We start from the raw sequence: 18,151 nt of genomic DNA on the forward strand, positions 1-18,151 counted from the left end.
CGGGAAACGCGCTGCTGGATTGGCTGGTGGACACCGAACCACCTGTGGAGGAGAACCCATGAAACGACTGTCCGTGCTGGCCGCTCTCCTGCTTCTCGCGATGACCGGCTGCGGCTCCGAGCCGGAGACCAGCCAGGTCGCGTCCGGCGGGACGCCGAGCGCCTCGTCGTCCGCCGGCCCCGAGGCCGCGCCGGAGAACCTGAGCCAGGACGAGAAGGGTGTGAAGTTCGCGCAGTGCCTGCGCGAGCACGGGCTCGACATCGCCGATCCCGAACCGGGCCAGGGGATCCAGCTCAAGATCGGCCCGGAGTCCGGGCTGAGCCGCGAGCAGGTCGACCAGGCGATGGAGGACTGCCGCAAGTACAACCCGCAGGGCGAGATCGGGCCGAACCCGCAGCAGGAGGAGAACGGCCGCAAGTTCGCCGCGTGCATGCGGGAGAACGGCGTGGAGAAGTTCCCGGACCCGAAGCCGGGCCAGCGCGGCATCATGATCGACCAGGAGACCGGCAAGGACCCGGACCTCGAGAAGGCGCAGGCCGCCTGCCAGAGCATCCTGGCGGGCAAGTGAGGTCTCGGACGACCTGGACCGCTGCCGCCGTACTGGCTGCTGGTGGGGTGCTCAGCGCCGTACTGCTCACCAGGACCGACAGCAGCCAGGCCGCTGACCAGACCGAACCGCTCAGCACGGCCAAGGTGACCCAGCAGACGTTGAAGGACACGGAGTCGGCCGATGGTGAGCTGGGCTACGGCACGACGAGCACTGTGGCCGGGCGGCGTGCCGGGACGGTGACTGCGGTGCCGGAGAGCGGGCAGCTGTTTCACCGGGGGCAGACGCTGTACTCGGTCGACAACGCCCCGACCAGCTTGATGTACGGCGCGCTGCCGGCGTACCGGCGGTTGTCTGTCGACAGCGAGGGGCCGGACGTGCTGCAGCTCGAGCAGAACCTTACGGCGCTGGGGTACGACGGGTTCACGGTGGATGACTCGTACACGGACAACACGGCCGAGGCAGTTGAGGAGTGGCAGGAGGACCGGGGGCTGCCGGAGACCGGGGCTGTTGAGCTGGGGCAGGTGGTGTTTGCTGCTGGCCCGGTGCGGGTGGACAGCGTGACCGCTCGGGTGGGTGCTCCGGTGGGGCCTGGTCAGACTGTGCTCACCTTCAGTGGGACGCGGAAGGCTGTGACGGTGCGGTTGGAGGCTGCTGACCTGCGGCTGGCCAAGAAGGGTGCTGCGGTCAGTGTTGCGCTGCCGGACGACAGCGTGGTGCCGGGCAAGGTCGAGAAGGTGTCGACGGTGATCGTGCCGGCCACTGGGCAGGACACGGAGCCGACCACCGAGCTCGAGGTGATCGTTGCCATCGACAACCAGAAGGCGCTGGCCGCGTATCCGACCGCGGCGGTCGACGTGACGTTCGTCGCGTCGGAGCGACGTGGTGTGTTGACCGTGCCGGTCGCCGCGTTGCTCGCGTTGAGCGAGGGTGGGTTCGGGGTCGAGGTGAGCGACTCCGCGGGGTCTCGCTACGTGCCGGTGAAGACCGGGTTGTTCGCCGGCGGCCGGGTGGAGATCTCCGGCGGCGGGCTCAAGGCCGGGGACGCCGTGGGGGTGCCGAAGTGATCGCGCTGTCCGAGGTGACGAAGGTCTACCCGGGCGGGGTGACGGCACTCGGCGGGGTGTCCTTGCGGATCGACGCCGGCGAGCTGGTCGCGATCGTCGGACCGTCCGGCTCGGGCAAGTCGACGATGCTGAATGTGCTGGGCACGCTCGACCGCCCGACGTCGGGATCCGTGCGGATCGACTCGTACGACGTCTCACGGCTGTCCGACGCCGGGCTGTCGGCGCTACGGGCGAGCCGGATCGGGTTCGTGTTCCAGCAGTTCCACCTGGCGTCCGGCGTACGGGCGATCGACAACGTCGCCGACGGACTGCTGTACTCCGGCCTCCGCGCCGGGGAACGCCGGCGCCGAGCCGCCGCGGCCCTGGACCGCGTCGGCCTCTCCCACCGCCTCGACCACGAACCCCACGAACTCTCCGGCGGCGAACGCCAACGCGTAGCCATCGCCCGAGCCGTAGCCGGCGACCCCGCGATCCTCCTGGCCGACGAACCCACCGGCGCCCTCGACTCCCACTCCGGCACCGGCGTCATGCACCTCTTCCACACCCTCAACACCTCCGGCACCACGGTCGTCGTCATCACCCACGACCGAGACATCGCGGCCTCCCTCCCCCGCCAGATCCACATGAAAGACGGCCGAATCACCGAGGAGACCACCTGATGCCCGCGCCGGACTCCACCGACCACCCCGCCGTCGGACCGGACGGCTCCGACTCCACCGCAGGCACCGGCACCTCCGACACCACCAACCACCCCACCGTCGGACCGGACCGCTCCCACTCCACCCCAGGCACCGGCACCACCGACACCACCAACCACCCCACCGTCGGACCGGACCGCTCCCACTCCACCCCAGGCACCGGCACCACCGACACCACCAACCACCCCACCGCCGGACCGGACCGCTCCCACTCCACCCCAGGCACCGGCACCACCGACACCACCAACCACCCCACCGCCGGACCGGACGGCCCCGACTCCACCACAGGCACCAGCACCACCGACACCACCGACCACCCCACCGCCGGACCGGACGGCCCCGACTCCACCACAGGCACCAGCACCACCGACACCACCGACCACCCCGCCATCGGACCGGACGGCTCCGACTCCACCCCAGGCACCGACACCTCCCACACCACCGACCACCCCGCCCCGGGAATCCGGCACTCGAACAACTCATCGCTCTTTCCGCCGGCCGCGGCGGGAAGTTCAAGCGACCTAACCCGGCGGGGCAGCGGCGACCAGCCACGAGCCGTCCGCGGGCGCTTGCAGCCCGCGCGCCTCTGGCCGGGGGATGTGGTGAAGGTCGGAGCGGTTGGGTTGCGCACTCGGCCGATGCGCGCTTTTCTTTCAGCGCTGGGGATCGCCATCGGGATCGCCGCGATGGTTGCCGTGGTGGGGATCTCCTCCTCCTCACGCGCCGAGCTCGACGCGACGTTGGATGCCCTAGGCACCAATCTGCTGACCGTCGAGCCGGGGACCCGGTTGACCGGCGAGCAGGCCGAGCTGCCGATGGCGGCGGAGGGGATGGTCGGGCGGATCGCGCCGGTCGAAGCGCAGTCGGCGATCGGCCGCGTGGACGGCACCAACGTCTACCGGACCGGAAAGATCCCCGTCGTCGAGACCAACGGCATCGTCCCGTACGCCGCCCGCACGGATCTCCTCGACACCATCGGCGGCACGATCCGCAGCGGCAAATGGCTCGACGCCGCGACCGGTTCGTTCCCGGCGACCGTCCTCGGCGCGGCGGCGGCCGAGCGGCTCGGCATCACCCGCGCCGGGCCGGACACGCAGATCCTGATCGGCGACGAGTGGTTCACCGTGCTCGGCGTACTGGCTCCGGCCGCGCTCGCTCCCGAGCTCGACTCGGCCGCGCTGATCGGCTGGCCCGCGGCCGGTTCGGCGCTCGGCTTCGACGGGCACCCGACGAAGATCTACACCCGCTCGGCCGACCGCCAGGTGGAAGCGGTCCGCGAGGTGCTCGGCGCCACCGCCAACCCCGAGGCGCCGAACGAGGTCCAGGTCTCCCGCCCGTCCGACGCGCTCGCCGCCCAGCAGGCGGCGGGTGAGGCGTTCACCGGACTCCTGCTCGGACTCGGCGCGGTCGCCCTGCTGGTCGGCGGGGTCGGCGTCGCGAACATCATGGTGATCTCCGTCCTCGAACGCCGCGCGGAGATCGGCCTGCGCCGCTCGCTCGGCGCGACCCGCGGGCAGGTGCGGGCCCAGTTCCTCACCGAGTCGCTGCTGCTGTCCGCCCTCGGCGGCCTCGGCGGCGCGGCACTCGGCAGCGGAGTCACCGCCGTCTACGCGGCGTACCAGGGCTGGCTCACGGTGATCCCGCTCTGGGCCGTCACCGGCGGCATCGCCGCGACGCTGATGATCGGCGCGGTCGCCGGCCTCTACCCAGCGATCCGCGCATCCCGCCTCTCCCCCACGGAGGCGCTGGCCACGCCCTGACCCCCGGTGCGCCGCCATGCACCACTGATCAACCAGCCGCTCCGCCCGTTGTCCCCCGCCCGCCAGGCGTGGCCCGGGCCCCGGAGCCGAGGTTGATCAGTGCTGCAGGTCGGCATGCGGACGTGCACCACCCACTAACCCACCGCCGGGCCCGGTTTCCGGCCCGTCTCAGGCGTGGACTCGGCGGCGGGCCGAGGTTAGTGGGTGATGGGCGTCCGGCTCAGAAGAAGACGACCACGCCGATGCCCGTCAGCGCGAGCTGGATCAGCGCCACCGGCACCAGTCCCTGCCACGCCAGCTTCTGCAACTGGTCCGCGCGCAGCCGCGGGAACGCGACGCGCACCCAGATCACCACGAGCGAGACGATCGCGATCTTCAGCAGCGCCCAGATCCAGCCGATCGAGTCCGGCCCCGGACCAGTCCATCCACCGAGGAACAGCACGGTCGTGAGCGCCGCGAGCACCACGATCCCGGCGTACTCGGCGAGCAGGAACAGGGCGAACCGGAGCCCGGTGTACTCCGTGTACGGCCCGAAGATCACCTCGGAGTCCGCGACCGGCATGTCGAACGGCGGCCGCTGCAGCTCGGCCAGGCCGGCGATGAAGAAGACGACGAGACCGGGCAGCTGCCACAGCAACCACCACGGGCTCCACTCGGTGACGATCCCGGTGAAGCTCAGCGTCCCGGCCGCGACCGCGACGCTCGCCGCCGACAGCACGAACGGCAGCTCGTAGCTCATCAGCTGCGCCGCGACCCGCAGGCCGCCGAGCAGGCTGTACTTGTTACCGCTGGCCCAGCCGGCCATCAGCGAACCCAGTACGCCGATGCTCATCACCGCGAGCACGAAGAACAGTCCCGCGTCCAGGTCCGCGCCGACGATTCCGGGTGCGATCGGGATCGCGGCCAGCGCCGCCATGTACGGCAGGATCGCGACGACCGGCGCCCACTCGAACACGTGCTTGTCGGCGGCGGCCGGGGTGACGCTCTCCTTCTGGACGAACTTGACCCCGTCCGCGACCAGCTGGGCCCAGCCGTGGAAGCCGCCGGCGTACATCGGCCCGAGCCGCGACTGCATGTGCGCCATCACCTTGTGCTCGGCCTGACCGACCACCAGCGGCGCGACCAGGAACGCGACCAGCACGCCGACGACCCGCAGTACGAACTCGAGCATGTGCGCACCCTATCGACTCCGGCTTGACCTCAACCAATGTTGAGGCCCAAGGCTGGAGGAAACCGAGCGAAGGAGCAGCACATGATTCTGGTCACCGGGGCCACCGGAAACGTCGGCCGGCACGTCGTCGACGGTCTCCTCGCGCGCGGCGCCGACGTACGGGCTCTCGTCCGGCAGCCGTTGCTGGCCGGGCTGCCGGCCGGCGTGGAGGTCGTCGGGGGTGACATCTACGACCCGGACGCCGTACGCCGGGCCGCCGCCGGCGTCGATGCGGCGTTCTTCCTCTGGCCGTCGTTCGCCGCCGAAGGAGCCGAGCCGGTCGTGTCGGCACTGACCGAGCAGGTCGGGCGCGTCGTCTACCTCTCGGCGCTCAGCGCGGCGCAGGATCCGACGAGCGTGTGGGCGTCGATCGAGCAGTTGCTCGCCGAGTCGGACAGCGACTGGACGTTCCTGCGGCCCGGCGGTTTCGCCGCCAACACCCTGGGCTGGTCGGAGCAGATCCGCTCGAGCGGTGTTGTGCGTATCCCGTCGCCCAAGGCCGGCCGGTCGCTGATCCACGAGGCGGACATCGCTGAGGTCGCGGTGGTGGCGTTGCTCGATGCCGCCCATGCCGGTCAGACCTACGACCTCACCGGGCCCGAGGTCCTCACACAGGAGGAGCAGGTCGCCACGATCGCGTCCGTCCTCGGCAAGCCGCTCCGCGTCGAGGAGGAGTCAGCCGCCGAAGCCCGCCGGGCAATGCTCGACCTCGGCGCGGACGAGGCGCTCGCCGAGGCATCGGTCGCGTACTGGCAGTCCTTGGTCACCAACCCGGAGCCCGTCATCCCGAACACACTCACCGGCAAGCCGGCGCGCACGTACCGGCAGTGGGTCGACGAACACCGCGACGAGTTCCGGGTGCTGTCGACGGAGGAGGTCGCCACGGAGTTCGTCGAGGCGTTCCGGACCGGGGAGTTCGCGCGAGCCGGGAAGGTGCAGGCGGCGGACGTCGTACGGATCTCTCCTGCTGAGTACGACGGGGAACTGGTCGGCCAACTCGCGATCATCGAGAACGCGGCGCGGACACTGGAGGGCCACCAGATCACCGCGGTCGACATCCTCGGCCCGCTGGTCTCCGCCGACCACTTCGCCGCCCGCTTCACGTTCCACTTCGCCGACGAGGAACCGGAGACGACGAAGGTCTCCATCTACACGGTGGCCAACGGGAAGATCACCCGCGAGGAGGTCTTCTACTACACGACTCCGGTGAGCTGAGGCCCTGAGGACTGGCTTCGTCGCGCGGCGAGGCAGCGATCAGGGCTCGGTGGGCTTGTCGGGGGTGTCGTCGGCCGGGGGCGGGGTTGGTCTGGGGGCTGCATCCGGGGTTGCGTCTGCGGTCGGCGTACTGGTTGGTGCGCCAGGCGACGGATCGGCTGTTGCGGGTGCGGCTGCTTTGCGCGTACGGCGTTCGCCCGCTGCGCCGGCTCTCCTGGGGCGAGCCGGGGTGGACGCCGCTTGGGCGGGGGCCAGCGGGTCCGGGTCGGGGGAACCGGGTGGGCGGGGGCCCCAGGTTTCGGGGTCGGGGACGCCGGGTGGGAGGGTGCGGCGGCGGGAGGGAGCGCCGGTTTTGGGAGCAGCGTGGTCGGATTCGCCGGGTTCTTTGGCGCCGGGCCAGGGCTTCGCCACGCGGGAAGCGAGGACGAACTCCTTGCGCAGCGGGTTGCCCTCGAACTCGTCGGGGAGCAGGAGCGGCACCAGGTTCGGGTGGCCGGGGAAGTCGATGCCGAACATCTCGTGGGTCTCGCGCTCGTGCCAGTTCGCGCCGGCGTACACCTCGGACAGCGTCGGCACCGCGGCCTCGGCGCGCGGGATCAGCGTGCGGACGAGCAGGTGGTCGACATGCGCCCCGCCCCAGAAGTCGGCCAGGTGCGTCACCAGCCGGAACCCGTCGGTCAGCTCGTCGCTCGCGGTCAGGAAGTCGAAGAAGATCAGCCCGACCTCGTCCCGCAGGATCTCGTGCGCGGCAACCCACGCATCCGCCGGTACGTCGACCGTCGGCACCCCAAAACTGTCCGACCCCGTCGCGGCGATCCCGGCCTCGACCAACGCCGCCACCATGTGCCCACCGCCGGACAACTCGGCCCTCCCGACCTCGGCGTTCGTCGCCTCCGGCTGGGTGTCGTCCTTCGCGTTCGCTGCGGGCGGCTGCGCGCTGCCCTCGGGGGTCCCTGAACCCGGCTGGGCGGGAGTGCCTTCTTGGTCTTCGCTCACTGGGGCTCCACCAGGCCCCGGGTCAAAGCCTGGGCGCTCGGCTCGTACCGCGAGGTCACGTTCTCACCGGCGATCTTCTCCTGCAGCTTCAGGATCCCCTGGAGCAGCGCCTCCGGGCGTGGCGGGCAGCCGGGGACGTACACGTCGACCGGGATGATCTGGTCGACGCCCTTCGTCACGCAGTACGAGTCCCAGTACGGGCCGCCGGAGTTCGAGCAGGAGCCGAAGGAGATCACGTACTTCGGTTCCGGCATCTGGTCGTACAGGCGCTTGATCGCCGGTGCCATCTTGTCCGTGACCGTGCCCGACACGACCATCAGATCGGCCTGCCGCGGGCCGGGGGCGAACGGGATCACGCCGAGGCGGATGAAGTCGTGCCGGCCCATCGACGCCGCGATGAACTCGATCGCGCAGCAGGCGAGCCCGAAGTTGAACACCCAGAGCGAGTACTTGCGCCCCCAGTTCAGCAGGTACCGCACCGGCTCGGGCGCGAGCTTGGCCAGCGCACCGACAGCCGGCCGCACCGTCGGCATCGGCAGGTGCACCGCTTGATCAGCCATGGCGTCAGCCTAGTCTCAGAACCTCTTCGGCGAGCACTTCCGGAGACTCCAGCGGCGCGAAGTGCCCGACGCCGTCCACGAACCGCAGCGTCACGTCGCTGAAGAACTCGTCCAGCCGGTCCGACCACTCCCGCGGGAACAACGGGTCGAACTCGGGCCACACGACCGACGTCCGTACGCCGATCCGCCCCGCGGGTTCCGGCACGACCTCGGCGACGGACGCCGCGACAGCCCCCGCACCCGCCCGGTACCAGTTGATCGACGCCGTGAACGCGCCCGGCACCGAGTACTTCTCGACCAGCCCATCCAGCTCAGGCTCGAACCCCGGCCCGGACCAGTGCGTCCAGAAATGCCGCAGATAGGCCCGTACGGCGTCCGGCCTGCCGTCGATCAGCTCCTCGACGACCGCCAGCTTGTGGAACGGCTGGTACCAGAACTCCGCCTGCGCCCGCTCCCCGAACACCCGCGTCCCGATCCCCGGCAACGGCGGCGCGATCACCAATCCTTCGGTGTCCCCCGGCCGCGCCTTGGCGATCGCCTGCGCGATCCGGCTCCCGATGTCGTACCCGACCAGCCCCGGCCGCTCCAGCCCGAGCTCGTCGATCAGCCCGAGCACACTCCGCGCCTGCGCGACCGCGTCGTACTGGCCGTCGACCGCGTGCTTGTCCGAGTCCCCGAACCCGCGCAGATCCGGTACTACCACGTCACGCCCAGCCTCCACGAGCATCGGCGCCAGCCGCCGATAGTCCGACCGATCCCCCGGCCACCCATGCAGCAGTACGACGGGAGGCCCGTCCCCCGCCCGGTCGTACGCCAACCGAAACCCGTCCACCGCAGCACTCGTCAGCACGAGCATCAGCTAACCAGATGCCGCTCCATGTCCGAGCGGCCCGATCACCTGTGTGCCGGTCACCAGCCGTCTTCGACCGGAGCCTCAGCTGATCAGGTGCCCCGGCCCGGTGGTCAGGCCGCCTTCGACCGGGAGGGTGATCCCGGTGATCCACGCGGCATCGGCCGAGGCCAGGAAGGCGACGGCAGCGGCGACGTCGTCGGGCTGGCCGACGCGCCGGAGCGGATAGATCGCCTTCAGCTCCTCGAGCACCTGCGGATCCTTGAACGCGCGGGTCGCGACCGTCGCCGGCGCGACGATGTTGAACCGGACACCGCTCGGCCCGTGGTCGGCGGCGAGGTTCCGGACCAGGCTGCTCAGCGCGGCCTTCGCCGCGGCGTACGGGTTGGTGCCGAGGGCAACGACTCCGCTGATCGAGCCGATCAGGACGACGGCCCCTTCGGTGGGCACGAGGTGCGGCAGCGCGGCCTCGATGCAGCGGACCGCGCCGGTGAAGGTGAAGTCGTACTGCTTCGTCCACTGCGCGTCGCCGGGCTCGACCGCCTCCCGGTTCGCGAGATTGTGTCCGGCGACCTGAACCAGTACGTCGAGCCGCCCGAACCGCTCGACGGTCGCCGCGACCGCCGCGTCGACCGACGCGCGACTCGTGATGTCGCACTCGACCGCGATCCCCGGCACACCCAACTCCGCGACCACCTGCTCGGCGGCCGCCAGATCGACGTCGGCGACCGCGACCGACGCGCCCTCCGCCGCCAGCCGCACAGCCGTCGCCCGGCCGATCCCGTGCGCGGCGCCGGTGACGAACGCGACCTTGCCCTCGAACCGCTTCACAGCATCTCCCTCTCCAAGCCTGAGGTCTCAGACGCTAGGAGCTAGACCGCCCTCTAGGTCAAGCCACACGGCCTACCGGGACAGCCCGCCCTCGCCCGCCCGCCCGCTCGCAGACCCTCGCCGACCCTCGCCGACCCTCGTCGCCCCCCGACCCTCGTCGACCCCCCGACCCCCGCCGGCCTCGACCCTCGCCAGCCCCAGGGCCCCGGCCGCTCACCGGCCGGCGACCACCAAATTCCTTGACCGCATCTCCCCACCGACCTAGCCTCGACTGGACAGGACTGAACAGGTTCACTCAGGTGGGAGACGGCCGTGGCCGAGCAGGTCGACGTGGGGGTTGAGGCGCGGGCGCTCGCGGTGGAGAGCAACGGGCTGAACGTGATCGACGACTCCGAGCGGAAGGGGCGGCCGAGTCAGCTGTTCTGGCCGTGGTTCGGGGCGAACGTGTCGGTGCTGGGGCTGAGCTACGGGGCGTTCGCGCTCGGGTTCGGGATCTCGTTCTGGCAGGCGGTGGTCGCGGGCGTGGTCGGGATCGTGTTCTCGTTCCTGCTCTGCGGCCTGGTCGCTCTGGCCGGCAAGCGCGGTTCGGCGCCGACGCTCGTGCTCAGCCGCGCGGCGTTCGGGGTCCGCGGCAACAAACTCCCGTCGCTGGTCTCCTGGCTGCTCACCGTCGGCTGGGAGACCGTGCTGACGATCCTCGCGACGCTCGCGACGGCGACGGTGTTCGAGCGTCTCGGCTGGGGCGGCGGCTCGGTCACCAAGGTGATCGCGCTGGTTGTCGTCGGCACCTTGATCGTTGCCTGCGGCGTGCTCGGCTTCGAGCTGATCATGCGGATGCAGACCGTCATCACGGTCGTCACCGGCGTACTCACGGTCGTCTACATCGCGCTGGTCGCCGACCAGGTCAGCTGGAGCACCGTCTCGGCACTGCCCGGCGGATCGAGCCAGGAACTGATCGGTGCCCTGGTCTTCCTGATGACCGGCTTCGGCCTCGGCTGGGTGAACGCGGCCGCCGACTACTCCCGCTACCTCCCCCGTACGGCGTCCAGCCGCGGCGTCGTCGGCTGGACCACCTTCGGTTCGTCGCTCGCCCCGATCGTGCTGCTGATCTTCGGCCTGCTGCTGGCCGGGTCGTCGACCGACCTCAGCGCGGCGATCGCGGACGACCCGATCGGCGCGCTCGCCGAAGCACTGCCGACCTGGTTCCTGGTGCCGTTCGTGATCGTCGCCGTGCTCGGCCTGGTCGGCGGCGCGGTGCTCGACATCTACTCCTCCGGCCTCGCGCTGCTGTCGCTCGGCCTGCCGGTCCCCCGGTACGTCGCCGCGTTCGTCGACGGCCTCGTGATGATCGCCGGGACGATCTACGTGGTGTTCTTCGGCGACGAGTTCCTGACCCAGTTCACCGGGTTCCTGATCACGCTCGGCGTCCCGGTCGCGACCTGGTGCGGGATCATGCTGGCCGACGTCGCGACCCGGCGCGGCGACTACGCCGAGGCCGACCTGTTCGACCGGCGCGGCCGGTACGGCGACGTGCGGTGGTGGCCGATCGCCACCATGATCGTTGCCACCGGCATCGGCTGGGGCCTGGTCACGAACGGCAACGCGGACTGGCTGACCTGGCAGGGCTACCTGCTCGAACCGTTCGGTCTCGGCGGCAAGGAAGGCGCGTGGGCGTTCGCCAACCTCGGTGTCCTGGTCGCACTGGTCGGGTCGTTCGTCGCCGCGATCATCGGCTGGTACGTCGGCCGGCGGCGCGCCGTACCGGCGAAGGTGAGCTGAGATGGTGCTGGCACTGATCGACCTGCAGCGGATCTTCGCCGAACCGGACAGCGGCTGGGCGACACCGGACTTCCAGCGCGTGGTGAAGCCGGCGCAGGAGCTGGTCGAGCTGTTCGCGCCACAGGTGATCTTCACCCGGTTCGTCGCGCCGGTCGGAGAACCGACCGGTTCCTGGATCCCGTACTACGAGCAGTGGCCGTTCGCGCTGCAACCGCCGGACTCGTACGCGTACCAGCTGGTCGACGAGTTCCGCGGAGCGCCGACGCTCGACAGGCCGACGTTCAGCAAGTGGGGACGGGAACTCGCGGACGCGGTCGCGCCGGACGGGCGGCTGGTGCTGGCCGGCGTGACCACCGACTGCTGCGTGCTGACGACGGCGCTCGCGGCGGTGGACGGCGGGGCGCGTGTGCAGGTCGTCGAGGACGCGTGTGCCGGCGTCGACGAGGACAGTCACCGGAAGGCGATCGACCTCATGCGGCTGTACGCACCGATGCTCGAGATCGTCACCGTCGACCAGCTGCGAGCCTCGGGCGGTCTCGGCCAGTGACCTCCGGCATCACCCTCAAGCACGAGCGGATCGCGGCGACCCTGGCCCGGGAGATCAGGTCCGGCCGGGTCGGCCACGGCAACCGGCTGCCCGGTGAGGTCGAACTCGCCCGGCGGTTCGCCGTCAGCCGGAACACCGTGCGCTCCGCGCTCGCCGTACTGACCGCGGACGGGCTGATCACGACGCGGACCGGGAAGGGGTCGTTCGTCCTGTTCGACGGGCGGCCGCTCGACGATCCGCTCGGCTGGACGCACGCACTGGCCGAGCAGGGCGTGGAAACCCAGGTCCGGATTCTGCGGTTGGAGCTGGATCAGGATCCGGAGCTGGCGGAGCAGCTGGAGCTGGACTCGCCCGACGTAATCGTGGTCGAGCGGATCCGGTCGCTGGTCGACGGCGAGGCGATCTCGCTGGAGCGGAGCCGGCTGCCGGCGATCGAGCCGCTGCGCGATCTGCCGTCGCGAGGCTTGGACGACGGGTCCATCATCTCGACGCTGACGCGGGCCGGGCTGCATCTGACGCAGGGGGAACAACGGCTGCGGGCGCGGCCGCTTTCGGCGGAGGAGGCGGACCTGCTCGGGCGCCCGGAGAACACCTGGTTTCTGCACAGCCGGCGGACAAGTTGGACGGCCGACAACCAGTTCGCGGAGCAGGTGGACAGCCTGCTGGATCCGCGGCACTTCGAACTCAACCTGACCTACAGCGAGAACCCGCGCTGAGGTCGGCTAAGGGCACCTGAGCGCGGCCTAAGGGTGCGGGCCGCCGCGCCTAGGGAGTAGTACGGATGTGCGGCGCGTCCTCAGAGGCGGAGTGTCGGGGTATCGACGAACCCCGGAGGTCCCGCATGTTGCCCATCAGCCCCGACTTCGTTCAGGCCGAGATCTCGTACCGCCAGCAGCTGCTCCGCCAGGAGTACCAGCGCCCGAGCCTGTTCCGGCGCTTGCGCCGTACGCCGGTGGCGCCCGTGCCGCGGGCGCAGGTGGTGCGGGCCCGGCACGCGATGTGAGGGCGCGATCGCCGCCTGACACCCCTTCGACCCAGCGCGACCGAGGTTCTCCGGAACCCGGTCGCGCTGCTGCGTTCCGGGGCTCCTAGGGACCGCCCGCGGCGTGCGTACGGCGTACTAGGGACCCCCGCCCGCAGGGATAGGGAGGAAGTCCGATGTGCCGGGTCTCCTCAGACGAGCAGATTAGGGCCATCGACAACGAGTCGAGGAAACAACAGCCCAGGAGGCACCCGATGTACACCACCGAGTCGGTCAAGGCAGAGGTCAGCTACCGCAAGGAGCGCCTCACCCGCGACTTCAGCCGCGCGAACCGGAGCACCCGGGCCCGCCGGCACCTCACCCACCTGTTCACCCGGAACGTCTGAGAGGAGGAGACACCATGATGTTCACGACCCAGCAGTCGATCGAGGCGGAGACCGCCTATCGGCAGGAGCGCCTCAAGCGCGATTTTCAGGCGACCGGCCGGAAGCAGCGCACCGCGCCGGCGCAGCAGAAGCCGACGTCGCGGAACGCGCGCCGCTTCCTGCGACCCACCACGGCCGCGTGAGCGCCGTACACGCCGTCCCTGACCCGCAAGCCCAGGTCAGGGACGGCGTTCTTGTGGCCTCTCCGGGTGGCCTCAGTCCGGCTGGTACGACGTGGTGAGCACGCTGCAGCCGGAGATTTCGCGCTCAGGCGACGGCCGTGGGCCGGGCTGCCGTCGATTTGTGTCGGCTCCAGGGGCGAAGATGGACGACGTGCCCTGGACCTCGACACCTCTCGTCGGCCGCTCGACCGAGATGGCCGCCATGCTCAGCGCCGTCGACGACGCGAAAACGCGTCGCGCCGGCGCCATTCTGCTGTCCGGTGACGCCGGCGTCGGCAAGACCCGGCTGCTGGACGAGGTGGCCACCGGCGCCCACGAGCGCGGGTTCGGCGTACTGGTCGGGCACTGCACCGACTTCGGCGACGCCGGCCTGCCGTACCTGCCGTTCAGCGAGATCTTCGGCCGGCTCGCGGGCGAGCGCCCGGATCTGGTCGAGAGCGTGCTCACCAACTTCCCGGCGATCGGCCGGCTGCTGCCGACGCACCGGCTGATCGGCGCCCAGCCGGTCCCGCAGGACGGTCCGCTCGACCGGGCCGCGCTCTTCGACGCCGTGCTCGGGGCACTGACCGCACTGTCGACCAGCGAGCCGCTGCTGGTGATCGTCGAGGACACCCACTGGGCCGACGACTCCACCCGAGACCTGATCGGCTTCCTGCTCACTCGGCTGACCTCGCAGCGGCTGGCGCTGATCGTGTCGTACCGCAGCGACGACCTGCACCGCCGGCACCCGCTGCGCCGACCGATCGCCGAGTGGTCGCGCAATCCGCGTGTACGACGGGTGACGCTCAACCCGCTCGACGCCGTCGAGTCCCGCGCCCTGCTGAACGCACTGACGACCGAGCGGCTGCCGGAGGACGAGGAGCGCCGGATCCTGGAGCGTGCGGGCGGCAACGCGTTCTTCACCGAAGAACTGGTCGCCGCGGCCTCGATGGGCGACGGCAGCGCCGTACCGCCTGACCTGGCCGACCTGCTGCTCGTCCGGCTCGACCCGCTGTCCGACGACGCCCGCCAGGTCGCACGGGTGATCGCCGTCGCCGGCCGCCGGGTGTCCCACCAGCTGCTGACGGCGGTGGCCGGCCTGCCCGACCGCGAGCTGGAAACCGCGCTGCGCGAGCTGATCGACGCGCACATCATCGAGCACCCCGGCAACGCGAGCTACTACTTCCGCCACGCCCTGCTGGCCGAGGCCGTGTACGACGACCTGCTGCCGGGCGAGCGGGTCCGCCAGCACGCGGCGTACGCGAAGGCTCTGCAGGACCAGACCGTCGCCGGTACGGCGGCCGAGCTGGCAGGGCACGCCACCCGCTCGCACGACCTGATCACCGCGTTCGAGGCGCGGGTCCGGGCCGGGCAGGAGGCGCTGTCGGTCGCCGCGCCGCAGGAGGCGCTCAAGCACTACGAGATGGCGCTCGAGCTGTTCCCGAGCGATCCGGCGGCCAGCTCGGTCGACCGGACCTGGCTGATCGTCGACACCGCGATGGCGGCGACGCTGTCGTCGCAGCACCTGCGCGCGGTGAAGCTGCTGCGCAAGGCGCTGGCCGACCTGCCCGCCGACGCGCCGATCCGGCAGCGGGCCGAGCTGCTGCTGCCGTTGTCCGACATCTCGCTGGTGATCGACCACGACCAGGAGGCGAACGAAGCGGCGTCGCAGGCGTTCCGGCTGGTCGCCGACGAGCCGGCCAGCGCGTTCAAGGCCAAGGTGATCGCGCTGTACGCCCGGGTCTGCGACGCGCTCGGCCGGCCGATGGAGGCCGAGCGCTGGGCCCGCGAGGCGCTGCAGGTCGCGCGCGAGGTCGGTCAGGAGTCCGCGGCCGGCGATGCCGGGATCACGCTGGCGCAGCTGCGCAAGCGGGCGGGCGATCCGGTGGCCGCGGCGAAGCAGTTGGAAGAGGCCGCCGTACGGGCTCAGCTGGCGGGTGACGCTGCGGCCGAGGTGCGCAGTCGGTACTTGCTGGGGTCGAACCACTTCGACCTGGGTGAGCTGGACGCGGCGAAGACAGCGCTCGAGTACGCCGCGCAGCGGGCCGGTGAGCTGGGGCGGCAGTGGGCGGCGTACGGGTTCGATGCTCGGCGGATGCTGGCGCTGACGCAGTTCACCATGGGCGAGTGGGACGAGGCGGCGGAGACGGCTCGGGCCGACTCGATGACGCCGTCGGCCGCTGCGGCCGGGCTGCGGAGTGTCGGGCTGATGGTTCGGGGTGGGCGGGGTGACACGTCGGTCGCCGAGGACCTGCAGGCGATGCGGAAGTGGTGGTCGCTGGACGTGATGCTGCCGCTGATCGGGCTGCAGCCGGCGGTCGAGGCTTACCGGCAGCTCGATCAGGTGGCCGAGGCGGAGAAGCTGATCGCCGAGGTGTCGGCGCAGATCGAGTACGTGTTCCAGACCGAGTGGTACATGGCGAAGATCCGGTTCTCCGCGCTCGGGCTGCAGTTGCTGTGCCATCGGGTGGTGAGTGAGCCGTCGGCGGCGGGCGAGCTGGTCGCGCGTGGGGCGGAGCTGCTGGCCGAGGGGCATGCGACGGCGGAGAAGGGGCTGCCGCCGGGGCGGGTGCTGGGGGTCGAGGGGATCGCTTGGCTCGCGCGGCTGGAGGCGGAGTGGGAGCGGCTGCGGTGGTTGGCGGATGTGGACCCGCCGACCGCTGAGGAGCATGTGGCGACCTGGCAGCGGACTGCTGACGCGTTCGGGTACGGGTTCGTGATCGAGCAGGCGTGGTCGCGGGTGCGACTGTCGTCGGCGCTACGCGCCGCTGGGCGGGTCGCGGATGCGAACGAGCAGGCGCAGCTGGCCGCCGAGGTCGGGCGGCGGTTGGGTGCTCAGCCGCTGCTGGACGAGCTGGGCAGTGCTGCGGATCCTGTTGGTTCGGCCGCGCTGACTGCCCGCGAGACCGAGGTGCTGGCGCTACTGGCCGAGGGCCGGACCAACCGGCAGCTGGCTCGGGAGCTGTACATCAGCGAGAAGACGGTCAGCGTGCACGTCTCGAACATCCTCGCCAAGCTCGGCGTCCGCTCCCGCACCGAAGCTGCTGCCGTAGCCCGCCGGGACGGATTGTTGGAGGCATAAGCCTTCTCCCCCGGCGGTCGCCGTACGCCCTAGTGCCGGCTGCGGTGGCTGTGTGCCGCGCGCGGGACGACAGTCGTCCGTAGCTGCCGTCGGCCGCGGTGGCGGGCCAGTTCGTCGATCCGCCGTACGGCGACCTCTGGCCGGTGCTCGACCGTGGCCGGCTGCTCAGTCGCGGCGTCCGGCTCCATCGAGTCGATCAGCTCGTCCAGGACCTGCTGAGCGCTCCGGAAACGCACTGTCACCAGCACGACCACACCGACCGCTGCGATCCCTACCAATACCCAGAGTTGCCAACTCATTCCCCACCACCCTGCAATCGCCCCGTTCCCCGTGGTAATCACCATAGACCCGTCTTCATCAGATGGCGATAGCTCCATCGCAATCCGTTACGAAGCGAGGTTTTGGAACCTTCAAATGTTGTCGAGCGCAATCACTTTGGGGTGACGAGGCAATGGTTCCGGACGGCGACCGACCATAACTCTCTGTCACATCATGGCGAGGCGCCTCCGGGCGGGCGGTCGGCACTAAGGTCGTGGCGGTGAAGATCTTCAGTGGGGACGAGGTGCGCCGGACCGTGCCGATGGCGGCGGCCGTGGACGCCGTCCGGGAGGCGTTCGGGGAGTTGCGCGCGGGGAACTTCGTGCTGCCCGCGCGGCAGGTGTTCGGGGACGGCGCGGTGCTGGTGATGTCGGCGTACCACCCGCCGTCGCGGACCGCCGTGGTGAAGAAGATCGGGATCGCGCTCGACCAGGTGCCGGCGATCCGGGCGACGGTGATCTGGACCGGCGCCGGGGAGCAGATAGTTGCCGACGGCACCTCTATCACGACGCTCCGGACGGGCGCTGTCGTAGGGGTTGCGACCGATCTGCTGGCGGCCGCGGACGCAACGCGGCTGACGGTGATCGGCACCGGCGCACAGTCGGCCGATCAGGTCCGCGCGGTGCTCGCCGTACGGCGAATTGCTGAGGTCACCTTGGTCGGCCGGGACGCCGGGAAGGCCGCGGCGCTTGCCGGTTCGCTGGGTGAGGAGTTCCCGGAGGTGAGGTTCGCGTCCGGCACCGACATCGACGCGGGCATCGCCGACGCCGAGGTCGTCTGCTGCGCGACGTCGTCCAGTACGCCGCTCTTCCGCGCGGACGCGCTCCCCGCACGGGTCCACGTCAACGCGATCGGCGCCTTCCGCCCGACGATGCGCGAGCTCTCCCGCGACCTGCTCGCCACCGCCTCCCTGGTCGTCGTCGACCAGGAGGAGGCCGCCCTCGAAGAGTCCGGCGAAGTCATTGACGCCGTCGAGGCAGGCGTGCTCTCCCGCGCTTCACTGCTCGACCTCGGCGACGCACTCGCCGCCCCACCCATAACCTCCGGCCGCACGCTCTTCAAATCCGTCGGCGTCGGCCCCCAGGACTGGGCCATCGCCAAGCTCCTGTCGGAGAGCTAGACC

19 protein-coding genes are annotated in these 18,151 nt (G+C 70.7%); 13 read left to right on the forward strand and 6 right to left on the reverse strand.

All coding sequences use genetic code 11. The annotated features are described in order from the left end of the window. Nucleotides 1-58: 58 nt before the first annotated feature. From HDA39_RS25095 to HDA39_RS25110, 4 genes are read left to right on the forward strand one after another with little or no spacing between them, the layout of a single operon-like run. Nucleotides 59-568, forward strand: coding sequence for a hypothetical protein (locus tag HDA39_RS25095; RefSeq protein ID WP_184799010.1), 510 nt, complete (start codon nucleotides 59-61; stop codon nucleotides 566-568). Further along, a complete protein-coding gene (locus HDA39_RS25100) occupies nucleotides 565-1,614 on the forward strand; it encodes a peptidoglycan-binding protein (RefSeq protein WP_184799012.1) in 1,050 nt (349 codons plus the stop codon). The genes HDA39_RS25095 and HDA39_RS25100 overlap by 4 nt, the downstream gene beginning before the upstream one ends. Continuing rightward, nucleotides 1,611-2,273, forward strand: a complete 663-nt coding sequence (locus HDA39_RS25105; protein WP_184799014.1) for an ATP-binding cassette domain-containing protein — start codon at nucleotides 1,611-1,613, stop codon at nucleotides 2,271-2,273. The genes HDA39_RS25100 and HDA39_RS25105 overlap by 4 nt, the downstream gene beginning before the upstream one ends. Continuing rightward, nucleotides 2,273-4,072: an ABC transporter permease gene (locus HDA39_RS25110; RefSeq protein WP_337925882.1), complete on the forward strand. Its 1,800-nt coding sequence runs from the start codon at nucleotides 2,273-2,275 to the stop codon at nucleotides 4,070-4,072. Before HDA39_RS25105 ends, HDA39_RS25110 begins: the two co-directional genes overlap by 1 nt. A gap of 220 nt (nucleotides 4,073-4,292) precedes the next feature. On the opposite strand, the gene HDA39_RS25115 is transcribed toward HDA39_RS25110, so the two are convergent. Next, complete coding sequence (locus HDA39_RS25115) at nucleotides 4,293-5,243, reverse strand: complex I subunit 1/NuoH family protein (protein ID WP_184799016.1); 951 nt, start codon at nucleotides 5,241-5,243, stop codon at nucleotides 4,293-4,295. Nucleotides 5,244-5,324: 81 nt separating this feature from the next. On the opposite strand from HDA39_RS25115, the gene HDA39_RS25120 reads away from it, so the two are divergent. Next, nucleotides 5,325-6,497: an NAD(P)H-binding protein gene (locus HDA39_RS25120; RefSeq protein ID WP_184799018.1), complete on the forward strand. Its 1,173-nt coding sequence runs from the start codon at nucleotides 5,325-5,327 to the stop codon at nucleotides 6,495-6,497. A gap of 39 nt (nucleotides 6,498-6,536) precedes the next feature. On the opposite strand, the gene HDA39_RS25125 is transcribed toward HDA39_RS25120, so the two are convergent. The 4 genes from HDA39_RS25125 to HDA39_RS25140 form a co-directional block, all read right to left on the reverse strand. Beyond that, on the reverse strand, nucleotides 6,537-7,493 hold the full coding sequence (locus tag HDA39_RS25125) for an NADH-quinone oxidoreductase subunit C (RefSeq protein ID WP_337925883.1): 957 nt from the start codon (nucleotides 7,491-7,493) through the stop codon (nucleotides 6,537-6,539). Next, nucleotides 7,490-8,053 carry an NADH-quinone oxidoreductase subunit B gene (locus tag HDA39_RS25130; protein ID WP_184799020.1) on the reverse strand — a complete coding sequence of 188 codons (564 nt, stop codon included), beginning with the start codon at nucleotides 8,051-8,053 and terminating at the stop codon, nucleotides 7,490-7,492. The genes HDA39_RS25125 and HDA39_RS25130 overlap by 4 nt, the downstream gene beginning before the upstream one ends. 4 nt (nucleotides 8,054-8,057) lie before the next feature. Then, nucleotides 8,058-8,909 (reverse strand): alpha/beta fold hydrolase, encoded by an 852-nt coding sequence (locus HDA39_RS25135; RefSeq protein ID WP_184799022.1) that lies wholly within the window; start codon nucleotides 8,907-8,909, stop codon nucleotides 8,058-8,060. 78 nt (nucleotides 8,910-8,987) lie between these two features. Beyond that, entirely contained in the window at nucleotides 8,988-9,734 is a 747-nt protein-coding gene (locus tag HDA39_RS25140) for an SDR family oxidoreductase (protein WP_184799024.1), read from the reverse strand. Between the two features lie 312 nt (nucleotides 9,735-10,046). Here HDA39_RS25140 and HDA39_RS25145 point away from each other — a divergent pair, with 312 nt between their 5' ends. From HDA39_RS25145 to HDA39_RS43390, 7 genes are all read left to right on the forward strand, one after another. Further along, entirely contained in the window at nucleotides 10,047-11,513 is a 1,467-nt protein-coding gene (locus HDA39_RS25145) for a cytosine permease (RefSeq protein WP_184799026.1), read from the forward strand. A 1-nt stretch (nucleotide 11,514) separates the two neighbouring features. Further along, nucleotides 11,515-12,060, forward strand: coding sequence for a cysteine hydrolase family protein (locus HDA39_RS25150; protein ID WP_184799028.1), 546 nt, complete (start codon nucleotides 11,515-11,517; stop codon nucleotides 12,058-12,060). After that, on the forward strand, nucleotides 12,057-12,776 hold the full coding sequence (locus tag HDA39_RS43810; protein WP_337925884.1) for a GntR family transcriptional regulator: 720 nt from the start codon (nucleotides 12,057-12,059) through the stop codon (nucleotides 12,774-12,776). Before HDA39_RS25150 ends, HDA39_RS43810 begins: the two co-directional genes overlap by 4 nt. Nucleotides 12,777-12,901: 125 nt before the next feature. Continuing rightward, nucleotides 12,902-13,063 carry a hypothetical protein gene (locus tag HDA39_RS25160; RefSeq protein ID WP_184799030.1) on the forward strand — a complete coding sequence of 54 codons (162 nt, stop codon included), beginning with the start codon at nucleotides 12,902-12,904 and terminating at the stop codon, nucleotides 13,061-13,063. Between the two features lie 233 nt (nucleotides 13,064-13,296). After that, nucleotides 13,297-13,428, forward strand: a complete 132-nt coding sequence (locus tag HDA39_RS43385; protein WP_273482244.1) for a hypothetical protein — start codon at nucleotides 13,297-13,299, stop codon at nucleotides 13,426-13,428. A gap of 14 nt (nucleotides 13,429-13,442) precedes the next feature. After that, complete coding sequence (locus tag HDA39_RS25165) at nucleotides 13,443-13,610, forward strand: hypothetical protein (RefSeq protein ID WP_184799032.1); 168 nt, start codon at nucleotides 13,443-13,445, stop codon at nucleotides 13,608-13,610. Between the two features lie 181 nt (nucleotides 13,611-13,791). Then, the gene (locus HDA39_RS43390) at nucleotides 13,792-16,710 is read left to right on the forward strand and encodes a helix-turn-helix transcriptional regulator (protein WP_184799034.1); all 2,919 of its coding nucleotides are present in this window, start codon (nucleotides 13,792-13,794) and stop codon (nucleotides 16,708-16,710) included. Nucleotides 16,711-16,739: 29 nt separating this feature from the next. Here the strand turns inward: HDA39_RS43390 and HDA39_RS25175 are convergent, their stop codons facing one another. Next, on the reverse strand, nucleotides 16,740-16,952 hold the full coding sequence (locus tag HDA39_RS25175) for a hypothetical protein (RefSeq protein WP_184799036.1): 213 nt from the start codon (nucleotides 16,950-16,952) through the stop codon (nucleotides 16,740-16,742). Between the two features lie 296 nt (nucleotides 16,953-17,248). On the opposite strand from HDA39_RS25175, the gene HDA39_RS25180 reads away from it, so the two are divergent. Continuing rightward, the gene (locus HDA39_RS25180; protein ID WP_337925885.1) at nucleotides 17,249-18,148 is read left to right on the forward strand and encodes an ornithine cyclodeaminase family protein; all 900 of its coding nucleotides are present in this window, start codon (nucleotides 17,249-17,251) and stop codon (nucleotides 18,146-18,148) included. Nucleotides 18,149-18,151 lie beyond the last annotated feature (3 nt).

The organism is Kribbella italica, from assembly GCF_014205135.1.
GTDB lineage: Bacteria > Actinomycetota > Actinomycetes > Propionibacteriales > Kribbellaceae > Kribbella > Kribbella italica.